General features: G+C 71.8%; 24 protein-coding genes. 7 read left to right on the top strand and 17 right to left on the bottom strand.

All coding sequences use genetic code 11. From position 1 onward, the window contains the following. The first annotated feature begins 27 nt into the window (after positions 1 to 27). Positions 28 to 453, top strand: a complete 426-nt coding sequence (locus J3P44_RS20785; protein ID WP_255892378.1) for a hypothetical protein — start codon at positions 28 to 30, stop codon at positions 451 to 453. A 4-nt stretch (positions 454 to 457) separates the two neighbouring features. Further along, complete coding sequence (locus J3P44_RS20780) at positions 458 to 1888, top strand: hypothetical protein (protein ID WP_255892376.1); 1431 nt, start codon at positions 458 to 460, stop codon at positions 1886 to 1888. 44 nt (positions 1889 to 1932) lie between these two features. Here the strand turns inward: J3P44_RS20780 and tsaD are convergent, their stop codons facing one another. The 9 genes from tsaD to glmS are packed head-to-tail and all read right to left on the bottom strand — an operon-like array spanning position 1933 to position 10843. Next, complete coding sequence (gene tsaD / locus J3P44_RS20775; protein WP_255892375.1) at positions 1933 to 2979, bottom strand: tRNA (adenosine(37)-N6)-threonylcarbamoyltransferase complex transferase subunit TsaD; 1047 nt, start codon at positions 2977 to 2979, stop codon at positions 1933 to 1935. Next, positions 2972 to 3427 (bottom strand): GNAT family N-acetyltransferase, encoded by a 456-nt coding sequence (locus J3P44_RS20770; RefSeq protein WP_255892374.1) that lies wholly within the window; start codon positions 3425 to 3427, stop codon positions 2972 to 2974. Before J3P44_RS20770 ends, tsaD begins: the two co-directional genes overlap by 8 nt. Then, complete coding sequence (gene tsaB, locus J3P44_RS20765) at positions 3424 to 4101, bottom strand: tRNA (adenosine(37)-N6)-threonylcarbamoyltransferase complex dimerization subunit type 1 TsaB (protein ID WP_255892373.1); 678 nt, start codon at positions 4099 to 4101, stop codon at positions 3424 to 3426. The genes J3P44_RS20770 and tsaB overlap by 4 nt, the downstream gene beginning before the upstream one ends. A gap of 10 nt (positions 4102 to 4111) precedes the next feature. Then, the gene (gene tsaE, locus J3P44_RS20760) at positions 4112 to 4999 is read right to left on the bottom strand and encodes a tRNA (adenosine(37)-N6)-threonylcarbamoyltransferase complex ATPase subunit type 1 TsaE (protein WP_255892372.1); all 888 of its coding nucleotides are present in this window, start codon (positions 4997 to 4999) and stop codon (positions 4112 to 4114) included. Beyond that, positions 4996 to 6060, bottom strand: coding sequence for an alpha/beta fold hydrolase (locus tag J3P44_RS20755; RefSeq protein ID WP_255892371.1), 1065 nt, complete (start codon positions 6058 to 6060; stop codon positions 4996 to 4998). Before J3P44_RS20755 ends, tsaE begins: the two co-directional genes overlap by 4 nt. Beyond that, positions 6057 to 7235, bottom strand: coding sequence for an alanine racemase (gene alr, locus J3P44_RS20750; RefSeq protein WP_255892370.1), 1179 nt, complete (start codon positions 7233 to 7235; stop codon positions 6057 to 6059). Before alr ends, J3P44_RS20755 begins: the two co-directional genes overlap by 4 nt. An 8-nt stretch (positions 7236 to 7243) precedes the next feature. Then, complete coding sequence (locus J3P44_RS20745; protein ID WP_255892369.1) at positions 7244 to 8635, bottom strand: NAD(P)H-hydrate dehydratase; 1392 nt, start codon at positions 8633 to 8635, stop codon at positions 7244 to 7246. Positions 8636 to 8641: 6 nt separating this feature from the next. After that, positions 8642 to 8995 (bottom strand): holo-ACP synthase, encoded by a 354-nt coding sequence (locus J3P44_RS20740; RefSeq protein ID WP_255892368.1) that lies wholly within the window; start codon positions 8993 to 8995, stop codon positions 8642 to 8644. Between the two features lie 3 nt (positions 8996 to 8998). Then, entirely contained in the window at positions 8999 to 10843 is a 1845-nt protein-coding gene (gene glmS, locus J3P44_RS20735) for a glutamine--fructose-6-phosphate transaminase (isomerizing) (RefSeq protein ID WP_255892367.1), read from the bottom strand. A gap of 65 nt (positions 10844 to 10908) precedes the next feature. On the opposite strand from glmS, the gene coaA reads away from it, so the two are divergent. Beyond that, positions 10909 to 11910: a type I pantothenate kinase gene (gene coaA, locus J3P44_RS20730; protein ID WP_255892366.1), complete on the top strand. Its 1002-nt coding sequence runs from the start codon at positions 10909 to 10911 to the stop codon at positions 11908 to 11910. A gap of 18 nt (positions 11911 to 11928) precedes the next feature. On the opposite strand, the gene J3P44_RS20725 is transcribed toward coaA, so the two are convergent. After that, positions 11929 to 12513 (bottom strand): NAD(P)-dependent oxidoreductase, encoded by a 585-nt coding sequence (locus J3P44_RS20725; protein WP_255892365.1) that lies wholly within the window; start codon positions 12511 to 12513, stop codon positions 11929 to 11931. Between the two features lie 88 nt (positions 12514 to 12601). Here J3P44_RS20725 and J3P44_RS20720 point away from each other — a divergent pair, with 88 nt between their 5' ends. After that, entirely contained in the window at positions 12602 to 12991 is a 390-nt protein-coding gene (locus J3P44_RS20720) for a winged helix-turn-helix transcriptional regulator (protein ID WP_255892364.1), read from the top strand. 4 nt (positions 12992 to 12995) lie between these two features. Here the strand turns inward: J3P44_RS20720 and J3P44_RS20715 are convergent, their stop codons facing one another. The 4 genes from J3P44_RS20715 to rplM form a co-directional block, all read right to left on the bottom strand. After that, complete coding sequence (locus J3P44_RS20715) at positions 12996 to 13673, bottom strand: GNAT family N-acetyltransferase (protein WP_255892363.1); 678 nt, start codon at positions 13671 to 13673, stop codon at positions 12996 to 12998. A gap of 366 nt (positions 13674 to 14039) precedes the next feature. Next, positions 14040 to 15386: a phosphoglucosamine mutase gene (glmM, locus tag J3P44_RS20710; protein WP_255892362.1), complete on the bottom strand. Its 1347-nt coding sequence runs from the start codon at positions 15384 to 15386 to the stop codon at positions 14040 to 14042. Between the two features lie 19 nt (positions 15387 to 15405). Next, positions 15406 to 15924 carry a 30S ribosomal protein S9 gene (rpsI, locus tag J3P44_RS20705; protein WP_255892361.1) on the bottom strand — a complete coding sequence of 173 codons (519 nt, stop codon included), beginning with the start codon at positions 15922 to 15924 and terminating at the stop codon, positions 15406 to 15408. Between the two features lie 14 nt (positions 15925 to 15938). After that, a complete protein-coding gene (gene rplM / locus J3P44_RS20700) occupies positions 15939 to 16382 on the bottom strand; it encodes a 50S ribosomal protein L13 (RefSeq protein WP_255892360.1) in 444 nt (147 codons plus the stop codon). A gap of 357 nt (positions 16383 to 16739) precedes the next feature. Here rplM and J3P44_RS20695 point away from each other — a divergent pair, with 357 nt between their 5' ends. Both J3P44_RS20695 and J3P44_RS20690 read left to right on the top strand, forming a co-directional pair. Next, entirely contained in the window at positions 16740 to 18044 is a 1305-nt protein-coding gene (locus J3P44_RS20695; RefSeq protein ID WP_255892359.1) for a citrate synthase, read from the top strand. Between the two features lie 183 nt (positions 18045 to 18227). Continuing rightward, positions 18228 to 19490, top strand: coding sequence for a S1C family serine protease (locus J3P44_RS20690; protein ID WP_255892358.1), 1263 nt, complete (start codon positions 18228 to 18230; stop codon positions 19488 to 19490). Between the two features lie 24 nt (positions 19491 to 19514). On the opposite strand, the gene J3P44_RS20685 is transcribed toward J3P44_RS20690, so the two are convergent. Beyond that, a complete protein-coding gene (locus J3P44_RS20685) occupies positions 19515 to 20018 on the bottom strand; it encodes a nucleoside deaminase (RefSeq protein WP_255892357.1) in 504 nt (167 codons plus the stop codon). 81 nt (positions 20019 to 20099) lie between these two features. Here J3P44_RS20685 and J3P44_RS20680 point away from each other — a divergent pair, with 81 nt between their 5' ends. After that, positions 20100 to 21008, top strand: a complete 909-nt coding sequence (locus J3P44_RS20680) for a hypothetical protein (protein WP_255892356.1) — start codon at positions 20100 to 20102, stop codon at positions 21006 to 21008. On the opposite strand, the gene J3P44_RS20675 is transcribed toward J3P44_RS20680, so the two are convergent. Continuing rightward, positions 21005 to 22051: a GNAT family N-acetyltransferase gene (locus J3P44_RS20675; RefSeq protein ID WP_255892355.1), complete on the bottom strand. Its 1047-nt coding sequence runs from the start codon at positions 22049 to 22051 to the stop codon at positions 21005 to 21007. The genes J3P44_RS20680 and J3P44_RS20675 overlap by 4 nt on opposite strands. Beyond that, positions 22048 to 23727, bottom strand: a complete 1680-nt coding sequence (locus J3P44_RS20670; protein ID WP_255892354.1) for an ABC-F family ATP-binding cassette domain-containing protein — start codon at positions 23725 to 23727, stop codon at positions 22048 to 22050. The genes J3P44_RS20675 and J3P44_RS20670 overlap by 4 nt, the downstream gene beginning before the upstream one ends. Between the last annotated feature and the right edge of the window lie 53 nt (positions 23728 to 23780).

Genomic DNA, 23780 nt, shown 5'->3' with positions numbered 1-23780 from the left:
GCCCGGAGTGGTTTTGAGTCTGCGTCCATGGGTAAGGGACTGACCATGCTGCCGTTGGAAGACCGCGAACTGCTCAACCAGACCATGGTGGGCCTCAACATCGACCCGGAGACGATCGCGTCGTTGATGGCCTCCTTCGACCACGTCGCCGAGGGCCTGGAGTCCGACCCGATCACTCCCGTGAGCCCCACGCAGTTCGGCGAGTCCTACACCGGTGGCTACCGCCTCGGCACCAACGCGGAGATGGCCCACAGGGCCGTGGGTGACGAGCTGAAGAAGATGGTGGCCGGCCTGCGCGGGATGGGCACCTCGGTCGAGGCCTTCAGCAAGGACATGGAGACCACCACGGAGCAGACCCGCGCCACGATGAACCTCATCCAGGCGTCCACCGACTGTGTGGCAGCGCCCGACTTCAACTCCAACCAGTGCACCCTGCCGACCGAGGAGGACTGAGACCGTGACCAAGGGACCCAACCGACTCGTGCTGGACCAGTACCTCGACACCGCCAGCGAGGGGGCGCTCAAGGGCGCCGGCTTCGACTGGAAGCGGAAGGCGAAGGACCTGGAGCGGCTGAGCACCGCGCTCAAGTCGGCCGCCCAGCAGGCCGAGCTGCGCATCGGCGAGCAGACGCTCACCGGCCCGGCGCTCCGGGCCGGCATGGAGGAGTCCGCCGAGTCGCTCGCGCTCAAGTCGGAGCAGCTGCGCGCCGCCGGCGAGGCCCTCACCCAGGTCGGCCGGCAGCTGTCCGACGCGCGCGACCAGCGCGACGCCCTGGCCGACCTCGGCGAGAAGCCTGCGGTCTACCAGGCTCCTGCCGGCACGCCGGGTGTCGAGCTGACGCCGGAGGAGATCCAGGCCCAGGCCGACGCCTCGCAGGCCCGCGCGAACGAGCGCAGCGCCTGGCAGAGCGAGTACGACCAGCAGGAGGCGAAGTCCCGAGCCCTGACCAGGGAGATGGACGCGGCCTTCCTGGGAGCGATTCCGCCGATGAAGGAGATCCATGGCGAGAAGGACCCGACCGAGCCTCCGCCAAACGTGCCCTCCGGTCCCAACGGCCCCTACCTCCCCGGCACCCAGGCGCCGCCGGTCACCGGCGGCGGCGGCGGTGGCGGCAACACCGGGGGCGGCCTCATCGGTGGCGGCCTCGTCGACGACGGAAACGACGGCGACGGCGGCGGCAAGCACAAGCCCCCTCCGCCCGTCATCACGCCGATCGTCATCGAGTGCAACCTGACGCCGACGCCCACCACCACGACGCCCACCACCACGACGCCCACCACCACGACGCACGTCCAGACCGTGGGCCCGACGTCCACGGTGACCGGTTCGTCGCAGGACGGCATCACCTACCAGCCCAGCGGTGCGCAGGTGCCTGCTCCGACCGGCGCCTCTGCCGGCTCCCCCGGCGCCACGGCTGCCGCGTTCGGCGCGGCCGGTGGCGCGGCCGGCATGGCCGCTGGTGCCGTACGCCCGGGCGCGGCCCCGAGCGCCGCCGGCTCGGCCCCGGTGCGGGCCATCGGCTCGACGGGACGTGCCGGAAGCCCCGGAGCACTGTCGCGGTCAGCGGCCGCCGGTTCCTCGGCTGGGCGCGGCGCCGCGACGACCGGCAGCGCGGCGTCCCGGGCCGCGGGATCGGCAGCACGCGGCACAGCCGCCGGCAGCACCGCGGGTCGTGGCGCGGCCGGCAGCCGGGGCGCGGGAGGCTCCACCTCCGGCTCCCGGGCGGGCGGTCGCGGTGCGAGCGGCGCCCGGAGCGCTGCTGTCGGTTCCGCCGGCGGTCGGTCCGGGCGCAAGGGCGAGCGCGAGCGGACCAGTGATCGTGACAGCCTGGTCTACGACCAGGACTGGCTCGGCGACGACGACGTCGCGCCCAGCGTCCTCGACTGAAGCCAGCGTCCTCGACTGAGGCCAGCCTGCTCGAGGCCGAGGTCTCAGGCCACGACGGTGGTGATCGGCTGCGAGGAGTCGGCCGGCAGGTCCAGGAGCGAGGGCGTACGTCCGCGCGCGACCAGCTCCGCACCCAGTGCGGCGACCATGGCGCCGTTGTCGGTGCACAGGCCCGGACGCGGGACCCGTACCCGGATGTTCCTCGCCGCTGCACGCTCCTCGGCCATCGCCCGCAGCCGGCTGTTGGCGGCCACGCCTCCCCCGATCAGGATGTCCTCGATGCCGCGGCTGGTGGCGGCGTCGATGGCCTTGCGGGTCAGCACGTCGCACACGGCCTCCTGGAAGGAGGCGGCCACGTCGGCGACGTCGATGGTGATGCCGTCGCGCTGCTGGGTCTCCACCCACCGCGCCACCGCGGTCTTGAGCCCGGAGAAGGAGAAGTCGAAGCGGTGCCGTTCGAGGTCGCGGCGGCTGGTGAGCCCACGCGGGAAGTCGATGGCGACGCTGTTGCCGCTGCGTGCGGCCCTGTCGATGTGGGGACCACCCGGGAAGGGCAGCCCGAGGAGCCGGGCGACCTTGTCGAAGGCCTCCCCCGCGGCGTCGTCGATGGTGGCGCCCATCGGCTCGACGCCGACCGTCACGTCGGTGACCTCGAGCAGGCTCGAGTGGCCACCGGACACCAGCATGGCCAGGCACGGCTCCGGCAACGGCCCGTGCTCGAGCTGGTCGACGGCGACGTGCGCGGCCAGGTGGTTGACGCCGTAGATCGGCTTGCCGAGCCCGAGAGCGAGGGCCTTGGCGCTGGCGACGCCCACCAGCAGGGCGCCGGCGAGCCCGGGACCGCTGGTGACGGCGACGGCATCGATGTCGCTCAGCGCGATCCCCGCCGTCTCTGCGGCCCGCTCGATCGTCGGGACCATCGCCTCCAGGTGCGCACGGCTGGCCACCTCGGGCACCACACCGCCGAACCGGGCGTGCTCCTCGACGCTGCTCGCGACGGTGTCGGCCAGCAGCGTGTGGCCGCGCACGATGCCGACGCCGGTCTCGTCGCACGAGGTCTCGATGCCCAGGACCAGGGGCTCGTCAGTCATGCGACGTCGCCGTCTCCGTCCGGGCGGCACCGGGCAGCCAGCGACACATCACCAGCGCCTCGGAGCCGTCGCGGTAGTAGTGGGGGCGGACGTCGATCACGCTGAACTGGCGGGCGACGTAGAAGCCGAGGGCGGCGGAGTTGGAGACACTCACCTCGAGCAGCATCCGCGAGGCGTCGTCGGTGTCGACGAGGAGCTCGTCGAGCAGCCGTGAGGCGAGGCCGGCACGGCGGGCCTCGGGGCGTACGGCGATGCGCAGCAGGTCGACGATGTCGCCGGCCGTCATCGTCACGGCGTAGCCGGTGAGGTCGTCGGCGACCACGAAGCGGCGTCCGGGACCCTCGATCTCCTGCCGGAGCTGCGCCTCGCTCCACGCGTCGAGGCCGAAGAGCTCCTGCTCGAGCGCGGTGAGGGCCGGAAGGTCGGCCAGGACAGCGGGACGGATCACGGCAAGGTTCCTGAGGAGTCGAGGGACGAGACGTCGCGAAGGGCAGGCTTCCTGGGCGCACCGGCGACCGCGTCGGGACGCCGGAGGTAGAGGGGTTCGGGGTCGAGCAAGTCTATGAGCTCGTCGGCGACACCGGTGGCCAGCCAGGCGGCGCTCGGGCGGGCCGGGGCGATCGCGTGGGGGAAGTGGTCGGGGTAGAGCGACGGGCCGGCTCCGGCGACAGGCGCGGCGGTGGCGACCTCCGCCGGCCGGGTCACGACCGGTCCCTCCAGGCGCCGCGCGTCCGGGTCGTAGGAGGCGAGGTAGACCTCCTTGCGCCGAGCGTCCGTGGCCACCAGGAAGCTGCCCGAGGCGGCGCCCGTGCCGACCACCTCCAGGGCGATCGCGTCGAGGGAGCACACGCCGTACACCGGGATCTCCAGCACGAAGCCCAGGGTCCGCGCGGTGACGATCCCCACGCGCAGGCCGGTGAACGGACCCGGGCCCACGCCGACCGCGATCGCGGTGAGGTCCTGCCGGACGATGCCCGCGTCGTCCATGGCCCGCGCGATCAGCGGCGCGAGGTGCTCGCCGTGCTTCATCGGCTGCTCCGAGGAGAGCTCCACCACCACCCGCTCGCCGTCGTGGAGCGCGACGGTGACCAGCGGGGTCGCGGTGTCGAAGGCAAGCAGCACGCCGACGAGGTTACTGTCCGACGACCCAGCGAAGGCAAACGCGGCGAGGATCGAGCTCCTCCTCGGGACTCTGGCCCACGACGCGCTCGATGACCACCTCGAGACGGGAGTCGGCCAGGCCCTCCGCGAGCCCGGCGCCCCACTCCACGACGGTGATGGCGGAGTCCAGGGAGGTGTCCAGGTCGAGGTCGTCGAGCTCGTCGAGGCCACCCAGCCGGTAGGCGTCCACGTGCACCAGGTCGGGCCCGCCGACCAGGGAGGGGTGTACGCGGGCGATCACGAACGTCGGCGACGTGACGTCGCCGCGCACCTGGAGGCCGAGCCCCAGACCCTGGGTGAAGGTGGTCTTGCCGGCACCGAGCTCGCCCGTGAGCACGACGAGGTCGCCGGCCACCAGGCTCCGGCCGACGCGCTCGCCCAGCTCTCGCATCCTCTCGGCCTCCGGCACGTCGAAGCTGGTGCCGAGCCACAGTGCCATCTCGACGTAGGGGCTGCGACGACCGGTCACCACGAAGTCGTGCCGCTCCCAGAAGGCCACCGTCCCGGGCAGCTCCTCACGCGCGACGACCCGCACGGCCTGGCGGCCCGCAGCCAGGTCGACGGCCGCCTCGACCAGGGCGGTCGCCACGCCGTTGCCCTGGGCGGCGGGCACCACGCCGAACCGCCGGAGCACCAACCCGTCCGGGGCAACGTCGAGGATGACGCACCCGACGGGTACGCCGTCCAGGGTCGCGAGCAGGCCGCCGCGGACACCGAGCAGCCGGGCCACCGAGTCGAGGTCCTCGTTGAGAGCGTCGGCGGGCGGGTCCAGGACGGGGCGGGCACCGAACGCCTCCTGCACCACGGCCAGCACGTCGGCGGCCGCCTCCGGTCCGACCCGGCGTACGACGACGCTCACCGCGGGACCTGCCCTTGAGCCAGCGAGAGCAGGTCGTCGAGCTCTGCGGTGACGTCCTTGTGCCGTTCGAGCAGCACCATGTGGCCGGCGCCCTCGCACTCCAGCAGGCTGGAGCCGGGGATCCGGCTGTGCAGCTTGCGGCTGTGCGCGACCGAGGTGATCTTGTCCTCGGTGCCGCAGATGATCGCGGTGGGGACGCGTCCCAGCGGCTCGAGGTGGTCGAAGTGGTCGAGCGTCGCGAACGCCGGGTAGAAGTCGGCCACCACGGCGAAGGGGGTGGAGTTGAGCATCGAGTAGACGAACTCGACATGGTCGGCGGGCACGTCGTCGCCGAAGGCGTAGCGGTCGGTCATCACGTCGGCCGCCGCGTGTCCCCACACCCGTGCGCGGTCCACCACCCGGTGGCCCAGGTTGAGGGTGCGCACGGCCCGGCCGACGAACCGGCCGCTGATGCCGAGCGGCACCATCGGGAACAGGATCCGGCCCGGGTCGAGGCCGCCGGCCGTGGTCGAGATGAGGGCGGCGCCCACCACCTTGTCGCCGAACAGCTCCGGGTAGTGCTCCGCGAGGGAGACGACGCTCATGCCCCCCATCGAGTGGCCCACGACCACGCACGGGCCGGGCGAGGTGTCCTCGATGACGCGACGCAGGTCGTGGCCGAGCTGCTCGATGGTGCAGTGGTCCTCGTCGGAGCGCGCCGAGCGGCCGTGGCTGCGCTGGTCGTAGAAGACCGTACGCACCTGCCCGCGGTAGGCGGCGCGCTGGTAGTGCCAGCAGTCGAGGTTGAGCGAGTAGCCGTGCACGAAGACGACGGTGAGGTCGTCGTCGGTGGCCGGGGCACCCCCGAAGTCGGTGGGCTCGTCGATCTCGACGTGCAGGTCCACCGCGTCGTCGGCCACCACGACCAGCGGTGTGCTGTGCAGCTCGCCGAACGCGACGCGCTCCCCCGCCGCCCGGTTGCCGATGACGCGGTTCTGGCGCGCGATGCCGACCGCGCCGGCCGCGGCTGCCAGTCCGGCTGCGCCGACGACGGTGCCGAAGATCCGGCCCTTGATGCTCAAGTGGGGGTTCCTTCCAGGTCTGCCCCGTTGATGTCCGCGTCCACTCGCTCGGAGTCGACGTGGCGTCGCGCCAGCCGGCCCCCCAGCCGGGTCACGATCTCGTAGCTGATGGTGCCGACCGCCTCTGCCCAGTCCTGCGCGGTGGGCTCGCCGAGGTCGCCGGGACCGAAGAGGACCACGTCGGTGCCCGGCCGCGGGAGCTCACCGTGGAGGCCGACCACGAACTGGTCCATGCACACCCGCCCGAGGATCGGTCGCAGCGAGTCCTCGACCCAGACCGACGCGGTGTTGCCGGCAGCGCGCAGGATGCCCTCGGCGTATCCCACGGGTACGACGCCCACCGTGGTGTCGCGGTCGGCGAGCCAGGTGTGGCCGTAGGAGACGCCGTCGCCGGCCGAGATCGCCTTGCTCATGAGCAGGCGAGCGCGCACCGTCATCGCCGGGCGCAGTCCCAGCCGCGGGCTGACCCCGGGTGCCGGGTCCAGCCCGTAGGACGCGATGCCGCAACGGACGAGGTCGAAGTGGGACGACGGGCGCAGGATCGCCGCCGCGGAGTTGGCGAGGTGGGTGACGTCGGGGTCGAGCCCCGCCGCCTCGGCCAGGCGCAGGGCCTCCCGGAAGTCCGCCTCCTGGGCGTCGTTGGCCGGGTGGGTGGGCTCGTCGCTGGCCGCGAAGTGCGACCATATGCCGGTCACCCGCACCCGGCCCGCCGCCTCGTGGGCCGCAGCCGCCGCGAACAGCTCCTGCCACTCGGCGCGCGGGGCTCCGCCCCGCGAGAGCCCGGTGTCGAGCTTGAGCTGGACCCGGGCGTCGCCCACTGCCGCGACCTCGTCGAGCTCCGCCACCGTGTAGGCCGTCAGCTCGACACCCGCTGCCACGGCGGCGGCGAAGTCGTCACCCGGCGCGCTGAGCCAGCACAGCAGCGGACCCTGGTCCCCCGCCGCCCGCAGGGCCAGCGCCTCGTCGATCGTGGCCACGCCCAGCCAGTCGGCGCCCCCCTCGCGGGCCGCCTCGGCGGCCTCCACCATGCCGTGGCCGTAGCCGTCGGCCTTGACCACCGTCATCATCTGCACCGGGCCGTCCACCGACACGAGGTCCTTGAGGATCCGCACGTTGTGCCGGATGGCAGCGACGTCGACCACGATCTCGGCGCGATGCGGCACGGGATCGGTCATGGAATGGATCATCCCAAACCTGTGAGGGTCTCGCGCACCAGCCGCGGGATCTGGACCGCGACCCGGCTCGCGGTCAGCGGGCCGCCGCCCGCGGCCTCGGTGGCAGCGGCGCCGTGGATCCAGGACCCGACCGACGCGGCGTCGTACGGCTCCAGGCCGGCCGCGAGGAGCGCGCCGACCAGTCCGGCGAGGACGTCCCCGGCGCCGGCGGTCGCCAGCCACGGGACGCCGGTGGTCGTCACCCGCACCCGGCCGTGCGGGTCGGCGACGAGCGTGTGGTGGCCCTTGAGCAGGACCACGCAGTTCCAGCGGCGGGCGGCGTCGCGGGCGAAGGCCAGTGGGCCGGCCTCCACCTCGGCGCGCTCGACCCCGAGCATCGCGGCGAGCTCGCCCGCGTGCGGCGTGAGGACGCAGCCCGGCACCGGTCCGGTCACGTGGCGCAGGGCGTCGGCGTCCACGACGACGGGTACGTCGTCCGCGCGGGCGGCCGTGAGCATCCCGCCCGCGTCGTCGCCGCCACCCGGCCCGACCACCCACGCCTGCACCCGTCCAGCACCCACGACCTCGGGGTGCGCGGCCCGGACCCGGTCCGCGATGGCCTCGGGACCGACGTAGCGGACCATGCCGGCCAGGCCGCACGCCGCTCCCGCGACAGCCAGCAGCGCGGCGCCGGGATAGGTGCCCGAGCCGGCGCGGACGCCCACCACTCCACGGGTGTACTTGTGCGCGACGTGCCCGGGCCGCGGCAGCAGCGCTCGTACGTCGTCGGGCTGGAGCGCCTCGACCGCGGGTGCCCCGAGGTCCAGTCCGAGGTCGACGAGGTGGAGCGCGCCACTGGCGGTCGAGGCCGGGTCGACGAGGTGGGCGACCTTGTGGGTGCCGAACGTGACGGTGAGGTCCGCGACCACGTGGGGTCCGTCGACGCGACCGGTGTCCACGTCGACCCCCGACGGGACGTCGACCGCGACCACCGGGACGCCCGGGAAGTGCTCCAGCGCCGCGACGGCGTCGGGACGAAGCCCGGGACGGCCGCCGATGCCCACGATGCCGTCCACCACCAGGTCGGGGGCCGGGTCGACGTCGCCGACGTCACGGCTGGCTCGCCCGCCCGCGGCGCGGAGCGCAGACAGCCCCGCCTCGTGGACACGGTCCGCGAGCAGCACGGCCTCGACCCGCGCTCCCCGACCGGCCAGCCGCGCGCCGGCCCAGAGCGCGTCGCCTCCGTTGTCGCCCGGGCCCACGAGCAGCACCACGCGCCGGCCGTAGGCCCCGCCGAGGAGGTCGACCACGGCAGCGGCCAGGCCGGCCGCGGCCTGCTGCATCAGCGCACCGTCGGGCAGGGCCGACATCGCGGCCTGCTCCGCACGGCGTACGTCGTCGACGGTGTGGGCGCGCAGCACGTCAGCTCAGCTCTCCAGCACCACGACCGCCGACGCGATACCGGCGTCGTGCGACAGCGAGACGTGGACGTGGGCGACGCCGATGGCCTCGGCCTGGGCGGCGACGGTGCCGCGGATCTCGAAACGGGGCCGTCCGGTCTCCTCCGAGACGATCTCGGCGTCGTGCCAGGCCATCCCGACCGGGGCGCCCAGCGCCTTGGCGATGGCCTCCTTGGCCGCGAACCGTGCGGCCAGCGACGCAGGGGGCCGGCTCGCCTCGGCGTCGGTGAACAACCGCCCGCGCAGCCCGGGCGTACGTTCGAGGGACTGCACGAAGCGATCGATGTCGACCACGTCGATGCCGACGCCGATGATCGGCACTGTCTATTCCACCGTGACGGACTTGGCGAGGTTGCGCGGCTGGTCCACGTCGTGGCCCAGCTGGGTGGCGAGCTCGCACGCGAAGAGCTGCAGCGGCACCACCGCGACGAGCGGCTGGAGCAGCACCGGCACCTGCGGCAGTGTGAACAGCACGTCGGCGTAGGGCTCGATCGCGGTGTCGCCCTCCTCGGCCAGGCACAGGGTGCGGGCGCCGCGGGCGCGCACCTCCTGGATGCCGCTGATCATCTTGTCGTGCAGCTGGTCGCGGCCGCGGGGAGGCACGACACACAGGATCGGCAGGCCCTCCTCGACCAGTGCGATGGGGCCGTGCTTGAGCTCGCCGGCGGCGAAGCCCTCGGCGTGGAGGTACGCGATCTCCTTGAGCTTGAGCGCGCCCTCGAGGGCGACGGGGTAGCCCGCGTGCCGCCCCAGGAACAGGACCGAGCGGCTGCCGACGTGGTCCCGCGCGAGGGCGTACACCTCCTCGGACTTGGAGAGCACGGTCTCGATGTGGGCCGGCATCTGCTCGAGCTGGTCCATGACCTGGGAGATCTCGTCGCCGTAGCGGGTGCCCTTGATCTGGGCGAGGTAGAGGGCCAGGAGGTAGCAGGCGACGAGCTGCGTCAGGAAGCCCTTCGTCGAGGCGACACCGATCTCCGGCCCGGCGTGGGTGTAGATGACGCCGTCGGACTCGCGCGGGATGGTCGAGCCGTTGGTGTTGCAGATCGCCAGCACCTTGGACCGCTGCACGCGGGCGTGGCGGATCGCCTGCAGGGTGTCGGCGGTCTCGCCCGACTGGCTGATCGCGACGACAAGGGTGTCGCTGGTGAGGATCGGGTCGCGGTAGCGGAACTCGCTGGCGAGCTCGACCTCGACCGGGATCCGGCACCAGTGCTCGATGGCGTACTTGGCGACCATGCCGGCGTAGAACGACGTGCCCGCCGCGATGATGATGATCTTGTCGACATCGCGCAGGTCCTGGTCGGACAGGCGCATCTCGTCGAGCTGCAGCTGGCCGTCGGCGCCGCGGCGCCCGAGCAGCGAGTCGGCGACGGCGCGCGGCTGCTCGAAGATCTCCTTGCGCATGAACCAGTCGTGCCCGTCCTTCTCCGCCGCGGAGAGGTCCCAGTCGACGTGGTAGCGGCGACCCTCGGCGGGCGTGCCGTCGAAGCCGGAGACGCTGACGCCCTCGCGTGTGATGGTGACGACCTGGTCCTGGTCGAGCTCCAGCGCCTCGCGGGTGTGCTCGATGAAGGCGGCGACGTCCGAGCCCAGGAAGTTCTCGCCCTCGCCGATGCCGACCACGAGCGGGCTGTTGCGGCGGGCCGCGACCACGCGGTCGGGGTCCTGCGCGTCGACCGCGACGAGCGTGAAGGCGCCCCGCAGCTCGCGACAGACGTTCTGCATCGCGACGGTCAGGTCGATGCCGGTCTCGAGCTGCTCCTCGAGCAGGTGCGCCGCGACCTCGGTGTCGGTGTCGGAGGCCATCTCGACGCCCTCGGACTCCAGGCGCGAGCGGAGCTCGGCGAAGTTCTCGATGATGCCGTTGTGCACCAGGGCCACCCGGCTCGCGCGGCCGAGGTGGGGGTGGGCGTTGCGGTCGCTCGGCGCCCCGTGGGTCGCCCACCGGGTGTGGCCGATCCCGGTCGTCACCTGCGGCAACGGGGACTCGGCGATCGCCTTCTCGAGGTTGGCGAGCTTGCCGGCGCGCTTGTCGGAGACGATCGTCCCGGCGTCGATCAGCGCGATGCCGGCGGAGTCGTAGCCCCTGTACTCCAGTCGCCGGAGGCCCTCGATGACCACGCCCTCGGCCGGCCTGGATCCCACATATCCGACGATTCCGCACATGGCCCGGGAGTCTATCGGCAGGCCGCTGCACCCCCGCCCCCCGCCGCGGTGCCACAATCGCACCCATGTCCGAGGTCCCGGCGTCGCCGAGCGGCACCACCGGGAGCCCCAACGGGAGCGCCTCCGGCGGGGAGGTCTCCCCCTACGTCGAGCTCGAGCGTGCTGCGTGGGCGGAGCTGGCCGGCACGGCGGAGACCGTCCTCACGCCCGACGAGGTGGTGCGGTTGCGCGGCCTGGGCGATGCACTCGACCTGCGCGAGATCGAGCAGGTCTACCTGCCGCTCTCGCGCCTGCTCAGCCTCTACGTCGCGGCGAACTCCCGCCTCCACCGCGAGCAGGAGGAGTTCCTGCACCGCGTCACCCCGCCGCGTACGCCGTTCGTGATCGGCCTTGCCGGCTCGGTCGCTGTCGGCAAGTCGACCACCGCCCGGGTCCTCCAGCAGATGCTCGCGCACTGGCCCGAGCACCCGCACGTGGAGCTCGTGACCACCGACGGCTTCCTGCTGCCCAACGCGGAGCTGGAGCGCCGCGGGATCCTGCACCGCAAGGGGTTCCCGGAGTCCTACGACCGCAAGGCGCTGCTGAAGTTCGTCATCGACATCAAGTCCGGCCGCGACGAGGTCGAGGCGCCGATCTACTCCCACCTCGTCTACGACGTCCTTCCGGACGAGAAGGTGGTCGTCAAGCGCCCCGACATCGTCATCATCGAGGGCCTCAACGTGCTCCAGCCGGCGCGGGTGCGCGACGACGGCCGCACCGGACTGGCGGTCAGCGACTTCTTCGACTTCTCCGTCTACGTCGACGCCGCGCTGACGGACATCAAGCGCTGGTACGTCGACCGGTTCCTGCGCCTGCGCGAGACCGCCTTCCGCGACCCGGCGTCCTACTTCCGCAAGTACGCCGCGCTGTCCCACGACGAGGCGGTCGACCAGGCCACCCGGATCTGGGACTCGATCAACGAGCCCAACCTGGTGCAGAACGTCGCACCGACCCGGTCGCGGGCCAACCTCGTGCTGCGCAAGGACGCGGACCACTCGGTCCGCTACGTCCGGCTGCGCAAGCTCTGAGGCCGGCCCGCGGGCGCCTCAGACCGAGGCGGCGGTGAACCGCTGGCGGCGGTGCTCGGGCTGCTCGATCTCGTCGACCAGCGCGACGGCGTAGTCCTCGGCACTGATGAAGTCGCCGGCCGGGGTGTCGAGGGCCTTGGCGTATGAGCCGGTGCGCTCACCCGGTGCGATGACGGGCGAGGGGCTGAGGAACGTCCAGTCCACGCTGTCCGGGGCACCGCGGAACAGGTCGAGGGCGGCTGCGCCGGACGATGCCTCGGGGTGGTACTCCGGCGGGAAGCCGTCGGTGTCGAGCAGGCGGGTGCCGTCGGGCGTGAGCAGCGAGCCGGCGCCGCCGACGAACAGGACGCGGGCGTCCCCGGCGTTGTCGATCAGGGTCGACACGGCGTCGAGCCACGGCTCGTGCGGGTCGCCGGTGCGGCTCGGGCCGGTGGCCGAGACCAGCACGTCGTGGTTGGCCGCGGCGTCACGTACGACAGCCGCGTCGGCCAGGTCGCCGCCGGTGGACCGGCTGAAGGTGGTGACCTCGTGGCCGCGAGCAGTGGCTTCGGAGGCGATGCGGGAGCCGACCATGCCAGTGGCGCCGAACAGGGCGATCTTCATGTGGAGTGCCTTTCGAGTGGGGAGTGGGGCGTGCGGCGCCGACAGTAACCACTGGTAACTGATGACTTCAACGTGCTATAAGTACCCTGTGGTAACCATCAACTCCGCTCCCGGCCGCGGCGACGCCTTCGACCCCGAGTGCCCGACCCGGGTCGTGCTCGACCGCATCGGCGACAAGTGGACCGTGCTGGTCATCGGCTCCCTGGTCGACGGCCCACTCCGGTTCAGCGCGTTGCGCGCGCGGATCGGCGGCGTGGCACCCAAGGTCCTGACCCAGACGTTGCGCGCGATGGAGCGCGACGGCCTGCTCACCCGCACCGTGCACGCCCAGGTGCCGCCGCGTGTCGACTACGAGCTCACGCCGCTCGGCACGTCGCTCACGGGGCCGATCGCCACGCTGACCGAGTGGGCCGAGACCCACCTCGTTCGGATCCTCACCGCCCGCGACGACTACGACACGCAAGCAGAGGCGCGCTGACCGCTCACAGGCTCTTCTGCAGCTCCAGCAGCGTCTCGATCGTGCGGTAGCCCAGGGCCTCGTTGACGGCGTTCATGTGCGTGTTCACCTCGGCGTTCGACGTGTCGAGGGAGACCAGGTCTGGGTACGTCCGGATGGCGAGGTCGTGGGTGGCGAGCTTGAGCGCGAGACCCAGGCGGTGGCCGCGGTGCGCCGGGTCCACGATCGTGATGCCGACCTGGCCGTACGTCTGGTCGGTGTCGTCCACCCGGACGTCCGACACACCCGCGACCTCCCCGTCTGGGGCGATCGCCATCGCGGTGTGGACATGCCGGCCGATGGCGACCAGGCGCTGCTCCGCGGCCCGGATGCGCTCGGCGGGCCACTCCGACGTCTCCAGGTCGAGCTCACCGAGCGGCACCTCCGACATCAGCATCCCCAGCAGCCGGCCGAAGGAGTCCAGGTGCTCCTCGGGGCAGACCGTGTCGAAGGTGATGATCCGGTAGCCGTCGGCCGCGTCGGCTTCGGCGGCGAGCGCCTCGCGACGTGCGACGTAGTCGGTGAGGGTCAGCTCCTTGATGGCCTCCCGGCTGGCGACGCCGTAGCCCATCGCGGTCGCGAACGCCTCGGCACCCCCGGATCCACCCGGTGGGAGGTAGGCCTCGCTCTGGATCGTCGTACGGCCGTCACCGGCGGCGACCACTCCAGCTCGTTGACGAGCGCCCTGCCGATCCCCTCCCGCGTACGTCCGGGTCGCGTGTACGCGAAGGCCATCGCCGTGTGGAGGTTCTCCTTGAGCGGGCGCGTCAGGAGCCCCGCGCCGACCATCTCGCGGCCGTCGATGGCACCGAGCAGGGTGACGGCGCGCTCGGAGTTGTCGGCAGGCAGCGCGACGCGGCTCTGCTCCCACATCGGCCAGGGCTTGCCCGGACGCTCGGCGGTCGCGGCGTTGCCGACCTCCCACCAGGCGCGCAGGGCAGCCTCGTTGCGCGGGTCGATCTGCTCGATGTCCACGGCCACGGCGTGACCGTAGCCTCACGGTCTCCCGCGCGCCATCGAGATAACCGGGCTAGAGCGCCAGCTGTCGCTCGACCACGTCGGCGAGGCGGGAGGCGACGCCCTGGGCCTCGTCCTGCGTCGGCGCCTCGACCATCACCCGCACGATCGGCTCGGTGCCGGAGGGGCGCAGCAGGATCCGGCCGCGCTCGCCGAGCGCGGCCTCCTCCTCGGCCACTGCCGCCGCGAGCACGGCGTCCTCGTCCGTGCGCGACTTGTCGACGCCCGAGACGTTGATCAGGACCTGCGGCAGCCGGGTCATCACTGACGCGAGCTCGGCCAGGGACTTGCCGGTGGTCGCCATCCGCTCCATCACGTGCAGCGTGGTGAGGATGCCGTCGCCCGTCGTGGCGTGGTCGCTGAGGATGACGTGGCCGGACTGCTCACCGCCGAGGGAGTAGCCGGAGACCTTCATCGCCTCCAGGACGTAGCGGTCGCCGACCTTCGTCTGGCGTACGCCGACGTCGTGGGCGCGCATGGCCTGGACGAAGCCGAGGTTGCTCATCACCGTCGCCACCACGGTGTCCTTGGCCAGGCGTCCCTGCTCGAGCAGCGAGAGGGAGAGGATGGCCAGGATCTGGTCGCCGTCCACGATGTTGCCGTCGGCGTCGACGGCCAGGCAGCGGTCGGCGTCGCCGTCGAGGGCGAAGCCGGCGTGGGCGCCGTGCTCGACCACCGCGGCCTGGAGGGACCCCATGTGGGTCGACCCGCAGTCGTCGTTGATGTTGAGGCCGTCGGGGTCGGCGTGGATCGCGATGACCGTCGCGCCCGCGTCCTCGAGGGCTCGCGGACCAGCGGCGTGGGCGGCGCCCTCGGCACAGTCGAGGACGACCTTGAGCCCCACCAACGGGTGCGTGATCGTGCTCTCGAGGTGGGCGGCGTACTCCTGCACGGCGGAGTCGTAGACGCGCACCCGGCCGACGTCACCACCCGTCGGGCGGTCCCACGGCTCGCCCATGCGGCGCTCGATGGCGATCTCGATCGCATCGTCGAGCTTGTGGCCGCCCCGGGCGAGGAACTTGATGCCGTTGTCGGGCATCGGGTTGTGCGAGGCGGAGAGCATCACGCCGAGGTCGGCGTCGAGCCGCTCGGTCATGTAGGCCACACCGGGGGTGGGCAGGACGCCCAGCAGCAGCACGTCGACGCCTGCAGACGCGAGGCCGGCGACGACGGCGGCCTCGAGGAACTGGCCGGAGATGCGGGTGTCCCGGCCCACCACGGCGAGGGGACGGTGCCCCTCGAACTCGCCGCGGTCGGCCAGGACGTGTGCGGCACAGACGGAGAGGTCCAGGGCCAGCTCCGCCGTCAACGAGGCGTTCGCCAGGCCCCGGACCCCGTCCGTGCCGAAGAGTCGCGTCATGGGACGAGACCCTGGGAGATCAGCGCTTCGAGAACTGCGAAGCCTTGCGGGCCTTCTTGAGGCCCGCCTTCTTGCGCTCGACGACGCGGGCGTCGCGGGTCAGCAGACCGGCCTTCTTGAGGGCCGGGCGGTTGGCCTCGACGTCGACAGCGTTGAGCGAGCGGGCCACGCCGAGGCGCAGGGCGCCGGCCTGACCGGCGGTGCCGCCACCGTGGACGCGGGCGATCACGTCGAAGCGGCCCATGAGCTGCAGCTCGGCGAACGGCTCGTTGGCGATCTGCTGGTGCAGCTTGTTGGGGAAGTAGTTCTCCAGCGTGCGGCCGTTGATCCTCCACTCGCCGGTGCCCGGGACGATGCGGACGCGGGCGACGGCCTCCTTGCGGCGGCCGGTGGCGGCGGCGGGCGCGATGGTCGCCGGACGGGCCGGGGTGTCGGCCGAGGCGTCGCTCTCGGAGGTGTAGGTGACGCCGTCGGCGCCGGCCTCGAAGGTCTCCTCGACGTCGACGTCGACCTCGGGCGTGGCAGTGTTCTCAGTCATCTGTGAGTCCTCAGTCACTGGGAGATCTGCGTGATCTCGAACGGGGTGGCCTGCTGGGCCACGTGCGGGTGGTCGGGGCCGGCGTAGACCTTGAGCTTCTTCAGCATCTGGCGACCGAGCTTGTTCTTGGGGAGCATGCCCCACACGGCCTTCTCGATGGCCTTGCGAGCGTCCTTCTCGAGGAGCTCACCGAACGGGGTCGCCGAGAGGCCGCCCGGGTAGCCGGAGTGGCGGTAGGCCATCTTGGTGGTCTTCTTGGTCCCCGACAGCGACACCTGGGAGGCGTTGACGATGATCACGAAGTCGCCCATGTCCATGTGAGGAGCGAAGGTCGGCTTGTGCTTGCCGCGGAGGAGGTTGGCGGTCTGGACGGCGAGCCGGCCCAGGACCACGTCGGTGGCGTCGATGACGAGCCACTCGCGCTGGATGTCAGCGGGCTTGGGGCTGTACGTGCGCACGGCGGTATCCCGTTCGTTCGTTGGTCCCAACCCTCGGTCGAGGGATGGTGAGGTGGAGCCACGACTTCTGACGAACACGGCCCGGATCGCTCCCTCCTCAGGAGGGATGACGTCCGGATCTGCACCCACCCTGGTTCTCCGTGGGGAGAGGGCGGACGCGGCAGGAGTCGCGACCAGCAAGAGTACGGCGCTGCGAGCGTGGGGGTCAAAACGACGCCGCGCGCGCTCGGCGACCGGGCCGCCGGACGCTGACCCGGGCGCCGACCCGGGTCGTGGACACCGGTTCGCGCTCACATGACACCCGCGGCTAAGTTGGGGCGACAACAGACGTACAAAGACGTATGAACAGGAGCCGACGTGACCGACGTAGCGGCCAAGGATTCCCTCACCGTCCGTGACAACCGGACCGGCGAGGAGTACGACATCGCGATCACCGACAACACGATCGCGGCCAAGGACCTGGGACAGATCCGCCTCACCGACGACGATCCCGGTCTGGCCACCTACGACCCCGGCTTCGTCAACACCGCCTCGTGCCGATCGGCGGTCACGTTCATCGACGGCGACAAGGGCATCCTCGAATACCGGGGCTACCCGATCGAGCAGCTGGCCGAGAAGTCCAACTTCCTCGAGGTGGCCTACCTCCTCATCCACGGCTCGCTGCCCACGAAGGAGCAGTACGACACCTGGGTGCACGAGATCACCTACCACACGTTCGTGCACGAGAACGTCAAGGGATTCATGCACGGGTTCCGCTACGACGCCCACCCGATGGGCATGCTGATGGCCTCCGTCGGCGCGCTGTCGACGTTCTACCCCGACGCCCGCAACATCAGCGACGCCGACAACCGCCACATGCAGATCGTGCGGATGATCGCGAAGATGCCGACCCTCGGCGCGTGGTCGTTCCGCCACGCCCAGGGCAAGCCGTTCGTCTATCCCGACAACGACCTCGGCTACACCGCCAACTTCCTCTCCATGCTCTTCAAGATGAGCGAGCAGAAGTTCGAGGCCGACGAGCGCCTGGTCAAGGCCCTCGACGTGCTCTTCATCCTGCACGCCGACCACGAGCAGAACTGCTCCACCAACGCCGTGCGCTCCGTCGGCTCCTCACAGGTCGACCCCTACTCGGCCGTCGCGGCCGGCGTCGGCGCCCTCTACGGCCCGCTGCACGGCGGCGCCAACGAGGCGGTGCTGCGGATGCTCAAGCGCATCGGCAGCAAGGACAACATCCCCGCCTTCATCGAGGGCGTGAAGGACGGCAACGAGCGCCTGATGGGCTTCGGCCACCGGGTCTACAAGAACTTCGACCCGCGCGCCACGATCATCAAGAAGGCCTGCGACGACGTCTTCGAGGTCACCGGGGTCAACCCGCTCCTCGAGATCGCCAAGGAGCTGGAGAAGATCGCGCTCGAGGACGAGTACTTCGTCAAGCGCAAGCTCTACCCCAACGTCGACTTCTACTCCGGCCTCATCTACGAGGCCTTCCAGTTCCCGCCGGAGATGTTCACCGTGCTGTTCGCCATCGGTCGCACCCCCGGCTGGCTCGCGCAGTGGTCCGAGCTGGTGCAGGACAAGGACCAGAAGATCGCCCGTCCCAAGCAGATCTACACCGGCGACCGCGAGCTGACGTTCACGGCGGCCTCCGAGCGCTGGGCCTGAACGCCGCAAGGGGCACGCGGCGAAGCCGCGTGCCCCTCGGCGGTGTGAGCGGCGCAGCACGGCGCAGCCGGGCCAGCCGGGCCCGAACCCCGGCCGGGGGCGTTCTCGCTCTCCCGAGAAGGTCTCGGGACCTTCCCAGCCGGTTCTCAGCATGACCACAGATGCCGTGGGCACTGTGGAGGCATGAGCTCCACGACCCCCACCGGCTTCCCGGACGACCCCTCGCGCCACCCCGACGACCACGGTCACAGCGGCCCGCTGGGCGGCGGCACGTACGGCGGGGCGTACGGCCCCCGACAGCCTGCGCCAGGGCAGGGTCCGGGACCGGACGCCGGCCCCCGTCGCCGTCGTACGGGCCTGGCCGCGGCCGTCGTGGCCACGTCCCTGCTGGTCGGTGGCGGCGCCGGGCTCGGGGGCGCCGCCGTGTGGGACGCCACCCACGACGAGCCCGTGAGCTCGGCGCGCGCCGGCAGCCCCAGCACCGCGACGGTGTCCGACGAGACCCAGGCGCCCGCCGCCGAGGGCTCCGTGGAGTCCGTGGCGCAGAAGGTGCTCCCGAGCGTGGTGAAGATCGACGTCGCCGGGCAGGGAGGCTCGGCGTCGGGCTCCGGGATCATCCTGACCGCCGACGGCACCATCTTGACCAACAACCACGTCGTCGAGATGGCCGAGAACGGTGGCACGCTGACAGTCTCCTTCGACGACGGCTCGACCGCGGACGCCGAGATCCTGGGCACCGACCCGCTCACCGACACCGCGGTCATCAAGGCCTCCGGGGGCTCCGACCTCACGCCCGCCACGATCGGCAAGTCGGCCAACCTGGGGGTCGGGGAGGGCGTCGTCGCGATCGGCTCGCCGTACGGCCTGGACGCCACCGTCACCAGCGGCATCGTCAGCGCGCTCGACCGACCCGTCAACGTGGGCTCCGACGACGAGGGCAACTCCACGACGTACCCCGCGATCCAGACCGACGCTGCGATCAACCCCGGCAACTCCGGTGGCCCACTGGTCGACATGACCGGGGCGGTCGTCGGCATCAACTCCTCGATCCGCACCGCAGCCTCCGAGTCACCGTTCGGCCAGTCGGGCCCGTCGGGGTCGATCGGCCTCGGCTTCGCCATCCCCATCGACGAGGTCATGCCGATCGTGGACCAGATGGCCGCGGGCGAGACCCCGACCCACGCCCGCCTCGGGATCCGCGTCTCCGACGACGAGGCCGGCGCGAGGATCGTCCAGGTGACGGAGGGCTCGACCGCCGCCGAGGCGGGCATCGAGCCCGGGGACGTGATCACCGAGGTCGACGGCCACCGCATCACCGGTGGGGACTCCCTCGTCGCGACCATCCGGTCCTACCGGCCCGGCGACGAGGTGACGGTCACCTGGCAGCGCGGCGGGGAGTCGCAGGAGGCCGAGGTCACCCTCGACAGCGACGCCACGAGCGGCTGATCCGCCGAGACCGGTCGGGGCGGGTCACGTCACGGCATCGCGCTCGGCGCACTGCCGGTGAAGCTCACGCAGCGCGTTGGCCAGCTCCGGAGCCGGTCCCCCCACCGGCACCCCAGGCGCGACGGCGTTGATGGGCAACGGCACGACCGGTCCGAGTGCCATGCCCCAGCCCCGCCGCCACTCGACGAGCTGGGCGGTCGAGGCGGCGTACACGATGCGACCGAGCCCCACCCACGCGTGCCCGGCCGAGCACATCGGACAGTGCTCCCCCGAGGTGTAGACGGTGCACTCGGGCCGCACCTCTGGCGCCACGTGCGCCGCCGCCCAGCGGGCCAACTCGAGCTCTGGGTGCCTTGTCTGGTCCCCGCCCGCAGTGCGGTTGCGGTCCTCGTGGAGCACGACACCGTCGGGATCGACCAGCACCGACCCGAAGGGCTCGTCGCCGTCGGCCAGGGCCTCGCGCGCGAGCTCGACACAGCGGCGGAGGTGGGTGAGGTCGTGGGCGGTCAGGTCCGTCGTCTCGTCCATCCGCCAACCCTAGGGCGACCGGACCCGGAGCCCTGTGGATGACGGCAGCGGGAAGGCCGTCGATCCTGCTTGGCTCCCTCCATGACCCACACCGACGACCCGAGGCTCCCCGGCCTCACCAGTGCCGACACCCGGTGGCTCGTGGCCGAGGCCCAGCGCGTCCTGACCGACCTCGGCCACTCATCGAGCCTCGTGGACGGCATCGCCCTCACCCTCGACGACGGACGGACGATGGGGTTGGACAACCTCGCTCGCACCGTGAGCCGAATGCCGCGCAGGCGATGGACGCGCGCCGTACGCGACCAGCTCGCCACCCTCGTCGCCGTGCGGGCCGACCGACCACCGGCGACCGCCGACCTGCGGGTGAAGCTGTGGCCCAGCGAGCGCGCCCACGAGCTCCTCACCTACGACGCGCTCGAGCCGCTGCCCGGAGTCGTCGCCGTCCTCGCGGCTCAGGGGGAGGGCGTCAGCCACGAGTTCGGCAACCTCGACCTCGTCGGCGATCGGGACGAGGCCTACGAGGCCGCGCTCACGAATGTCGCAGCTCTCCCTCGTCCGAGGCACACGCGGCGCCGCATCGACCCGCACACGCGAAACTCGTGGGTCGAGTTCCTCGACAGCAGCGACGCCTATGGTGCCGCCCGCGTGGTGGTGCTTCCAGAGGTGCTGCGCACGGTCCTGAGGACAGGCTTCCCGAGCCACGGCGTGCTCGTCTCCGTGCCGACCAAGTTCGAGCTCTGGGTGCATGTCCCGGTCGACGAGGACGTCGTCATGACCGCGCTCAGGATGTCGTGGCTGGCCTTCCGGACCTGGGCCGAGGAGCCCTATCCCGTCTGCCCCGACGTCTTCCTCGTCTCACCCGACATGCACGCGGTGCGACTGGTGAGGCCCGATCCCGAGGGTTGCGACCTGGACGAGGGTGCCATGCTCAGGCTCCTGCGTTCCCTGAAGGACGGCCCGGCGGAAGATCGGGCGCGCAAGGCGAGCTAGACGAGCTTCTTCTGGAAGTCCCCGAGCCGCGCGATCGGCACGAAGCCCATCGCCTCGTTGACGCCGATCATGTGGGCGTTGACCTCGGCGTTGTAGGTCGTCAGCCGGACGATGTCGGGGCGTTCGCGCTGGAGCAGCCGCAGGTTGGCCACCTTCACCGCGATCCCCAGCCGGTGGCCGCGGTGGGCGCGGTCGACGAGCGTGCCCCACTGGTAGGCGCGCCCGGGCTCGTGGATCGTGGTCGCCAGGTCGGAGTAGGCGACGACCGTGCCCTCACCGTCGAGTGCGACGGTGTTGTACTTGGTGCGGCCCTGCCGCTCGACCGTCGCCTCGCTGTCCCGGACGGCCTCGACGCTGACCGCCCCCGGCTCGAGCTCGAGCTCGCCGGTCGGCGCCTCGGTGGCCAGGCTGGACGTGATCTCGGCCCAGCCGTGCACCAGCTCGTCCGGCACCGGCCCCGCCCACGAGCGCATCGTGTACGCCGGATGGGCTCGCGCCGCGTCGTCGGCGAGCCGCTGCAGCAGCGCCTCGTCGACGGGGAGCCGCAGCTCGCGCTGCACCTCCGAGAGGGCGAGCTCGAAGCCCGACGCCCGGGCGAAGCCGGGGCCGGATCCCCAGTCGCCGCTCGACCCGGCGTCGTAGGCCCAGGGCGTGAGCGCTGTGAGGATCCGCCTGCCGCGCTCGCGGGCGACCGCCTCGAGTCGATCGAGGATGGCGGAGCCGATCCCGCGCCGGCGGCGGTCCGGCAGCACGTGGACGGAGATCTCGGCCAGCTCGGTGTTGTCGAGCAGGGGCGCGCGCATCCAGCCGGCGCCGACGACCTCACCGTCGACCAGGGCGCACCACCCGCCCAGCCAGGCCTGCGAGCCGCCGGTCTGCATGATCGCGCGCACCTCCTCGAGCTGCCAGGCCGTCGCGGCACCGCCCAGCTCGAAGGTCTCGGCCACCAGGTAGACGTGGTGCCACGCGTCCAGCGCGGCGTCGTCATAGGGGTCGAGCTCGAGGATCTCGAGATCCATGTCCACGTCACGTGTGGTGCTCATCGCGCGCGGGTCACCCGGCCCTCGTCCCAGACCGGCCCGGGAGACTCGTACACCTCACCGTCGGCGCCGTAGACCAGGTACCGGTCGAAGCCACGGGCGAACCACCGGTCGTGGGTCACGGCGAGCACCGTGCCCTCGAAGGCCTCCAGCCCGGCCTCCAGCGCCTCGGCAGACTGCACGTCGAGGTTGTCGGTGGGCTCGTCGAGGAGGAGGAGCGTCGCGCCGGAGAGCTCGAGCAGCAGGATCTGGAAGCGCGCCTGCTGCCCGCCACTGAGTGACTCGAACCTCTGCTCCCCCGCGTGCGCGAGCTCGTAGCGGTCGAGCACGCGGCTCGCCGCCTCGCGTCCCATCCCGTCGCGGTGGTCGTCGCCCCGGTGCAGGACCTCCAGCAGCGTGCGGCCGACCAGCTCGGGGTGCTCGTGCGTCTGCACGAACCATCCCGGTCGCACGCGCGCGCCGAGCTTGGCGCTTCCGGTGTGCGGGACCGGGGCAGGAGGTACGCCGACCGGCTGGTGCTCGATGTCGGGGTCGCTGCCGCCCCCGGCGAGGAGCCGCAGGAAGTGCGACTTGCCGGAGCCGTTGGAGCCGAGCACGGCCACCCGTTCGCCGTACCAGACCTCGAGGTCGAAGGGACGCATGAGGTTGGTCAGCTCGAGGTCGGTGCAGACCACGGCGCGCTTGCCGGTGCGACCGCCCGTGAGGCGCATCTTGACCTGCTGCTCCCGCGGCTGCTCGGTCGGCGGCCCCGCGTCCTCGAACTTCTTCAGCCGGGTCTGGGCGGCCTGGTAGCGGCTGGCCATGTCGGAGTTGTAGGCCGCCTTCTGCTTGTACATCAGCATCTGGGCGCGCAGCTTGGCGTGCTCCTCGTCCCACCGGCGCCGCAGCTCCTCGAACCGTTCGAACCGCTGCGTACGGGCCTCGTGGTAGGACGCGAAGTCGCCCGGATGCGTCCACACGCGGTTGCCGGCGCTGCCGAGCTCGACCGTCACGATGCGGGTGGCGGTGTTGTTGAGCAGCTCGCGGTCGTGGCTGATGAACAGGATCGTCTTGGCCGACTCGCGGATCCGTTGCTCGAGCCAGATCTTGCCGGGCACGTCGAGGTAGTTGTCCGGCTCGTCGAGCAGCAGCACCTGCTCGGGGCCCTGCAGCAGGTACTCCAGCACCAGCCGCTTCTGCTCACCGCCCGAGAGGGTGGTGAGCGCGCGGTACTTGGCCCGGTCGTAGGGCAGCCCCATGGCGGCGGTGGTGACCTTGTCCCAGACGACCTCCAGGTCGTAGCCGCCCGCGTCGCCGTAGTGGGACAGCGCCTCGGCGTACGCCATCTGCACGGGCTCGCTGTCGTCGTCCATGAGGCGCACCTCCTGCGCGGCGACCTCGTGCGCCCACGTCCGGACCCCCTCCGGGGCGACCGACAGCAGGAGGTCCGCGACAGTCTCGTCGGCACCCCCGTGGCCGACGAACTGTCGCATCACCCCCAGCCCACCGGAGCGGGTCACCACCCCGGCGTGGGGCTTGAGGTCACCGGTGACGATGCGCAGGAGCGTCGTCTTGCCCGCCCCGTTGGCACCGACGAGCGCGACCTTCTGTCCGTCGCCGACCCGGAAGCTGACGTCGTCGAGCAGCACCCGCCCGTCCGGCAGCTCGTAGCGCACTCCTGCGACGTCGACGTGTCCCACAAGGAAGCAGTCTCCCCTGCCCGGCGAGCCCCGTCACCCGATTTCGTCCCACC

Origin of the sequence: Nocardioides astragali, assembly GCF_024436375.1 — a bacterium.
Lineage (GTDB): Bacteria > Actinomycetota > Actinomycetes > Propionibacteriales > Nocardioidaceae > Nocardioides > Nocardioides astragali.
The sequence above is the reverse complement of the archived record's forward strand: the minus strand, read 5'-3'. Positions and strand labels throughout refer to the sequence as shown.

Excerpts from the sequence above, each read along its gene's own strand:
- J3P44_RS20785 (WP_255892378.1), top strand. The coding sequence starts at position 28 with ATGGGTAAGGGACTGACCATGCTGCCGTTGGAAGACCGCGAACTGCTC.
- tsaD (WP_255892375.1), bottom strand. The coding sequence starts at position 2,979 with ATGACTGACGAGCCCCTGGTCCTGGGCATCGAGACCTCGTGCGACGAG.
- alr (WP_255892370.1), bottom strand. The coding sequence starts at position 7,235 with ATGACCGATCCCGTGCCGCATCGCGCCGAGATCGTGGTCGACGTCGCT.
- glmS (WP_255892367.1), bottom strand. The coding sequence starts at position 10,843 with ATGTGCGGAATCGTCGGATATGTGGGATCCAGGCCGGCCGAGGGCGTG.
- coaA (WP_255892366.1), top strand. The coding sequence starts at position 10,909 with ATGTCCGAGGTCCCGGCGTCGCCGAGCGGCACCACCGGGAGCCCCAAC.
- J3P44_RS20725 (WP_255892365.1), bottom strand. The coding sequence starts at position 12,513 with ATGAAGATCGCCCTGTTCGGCGCCACTGGCATGGTCGGCTCCCGCATC.
- glmM (WP_255892362.1), bottom strand. The coding sequence starts at position 15,386 with ATGACGCGACTCTTCGGCACGGACGGGGTCCGGGGCCTGGCGAACGCC.
- rpsI (WP_255892361.1), bottom strand. The coding sequence starts at position 15,924 with ATGACTGAGAACACTGCCACGCCCGAGGTCGACGTCGACGTCGAGGAG.
- J3P44_RS20690 (WP_255892358.1), top strand. The coding sequence starts at position 18,228 with ATGAGCTCCACGACCCCCACCGGCTTCCCGGACGACCCCTCGCGCCAC.
- J3P44_RS20685 (WP_255892357.1), bottom strand. The coding sequence starts at position 20,018 with ATGGACGAGACGACGGACCTGACCGCCCACGACCTCACCCACCTCCGC.
- J3P44_RS20680 (WP_255892356.1), top strand. The coding sequence starts at position 20,100 with ATGACCCACACCGACGACCCGAGGCTCCCCGGCCTCACCAGTGCCGAC.
- J3P44_RS20675 (WP_255892355.1), bottom strand. The coding sequence starts at position 22,051 with ATGAGCACCACACGTGACGTGGACATGGATCTCGAGATCCTCGAGCTC.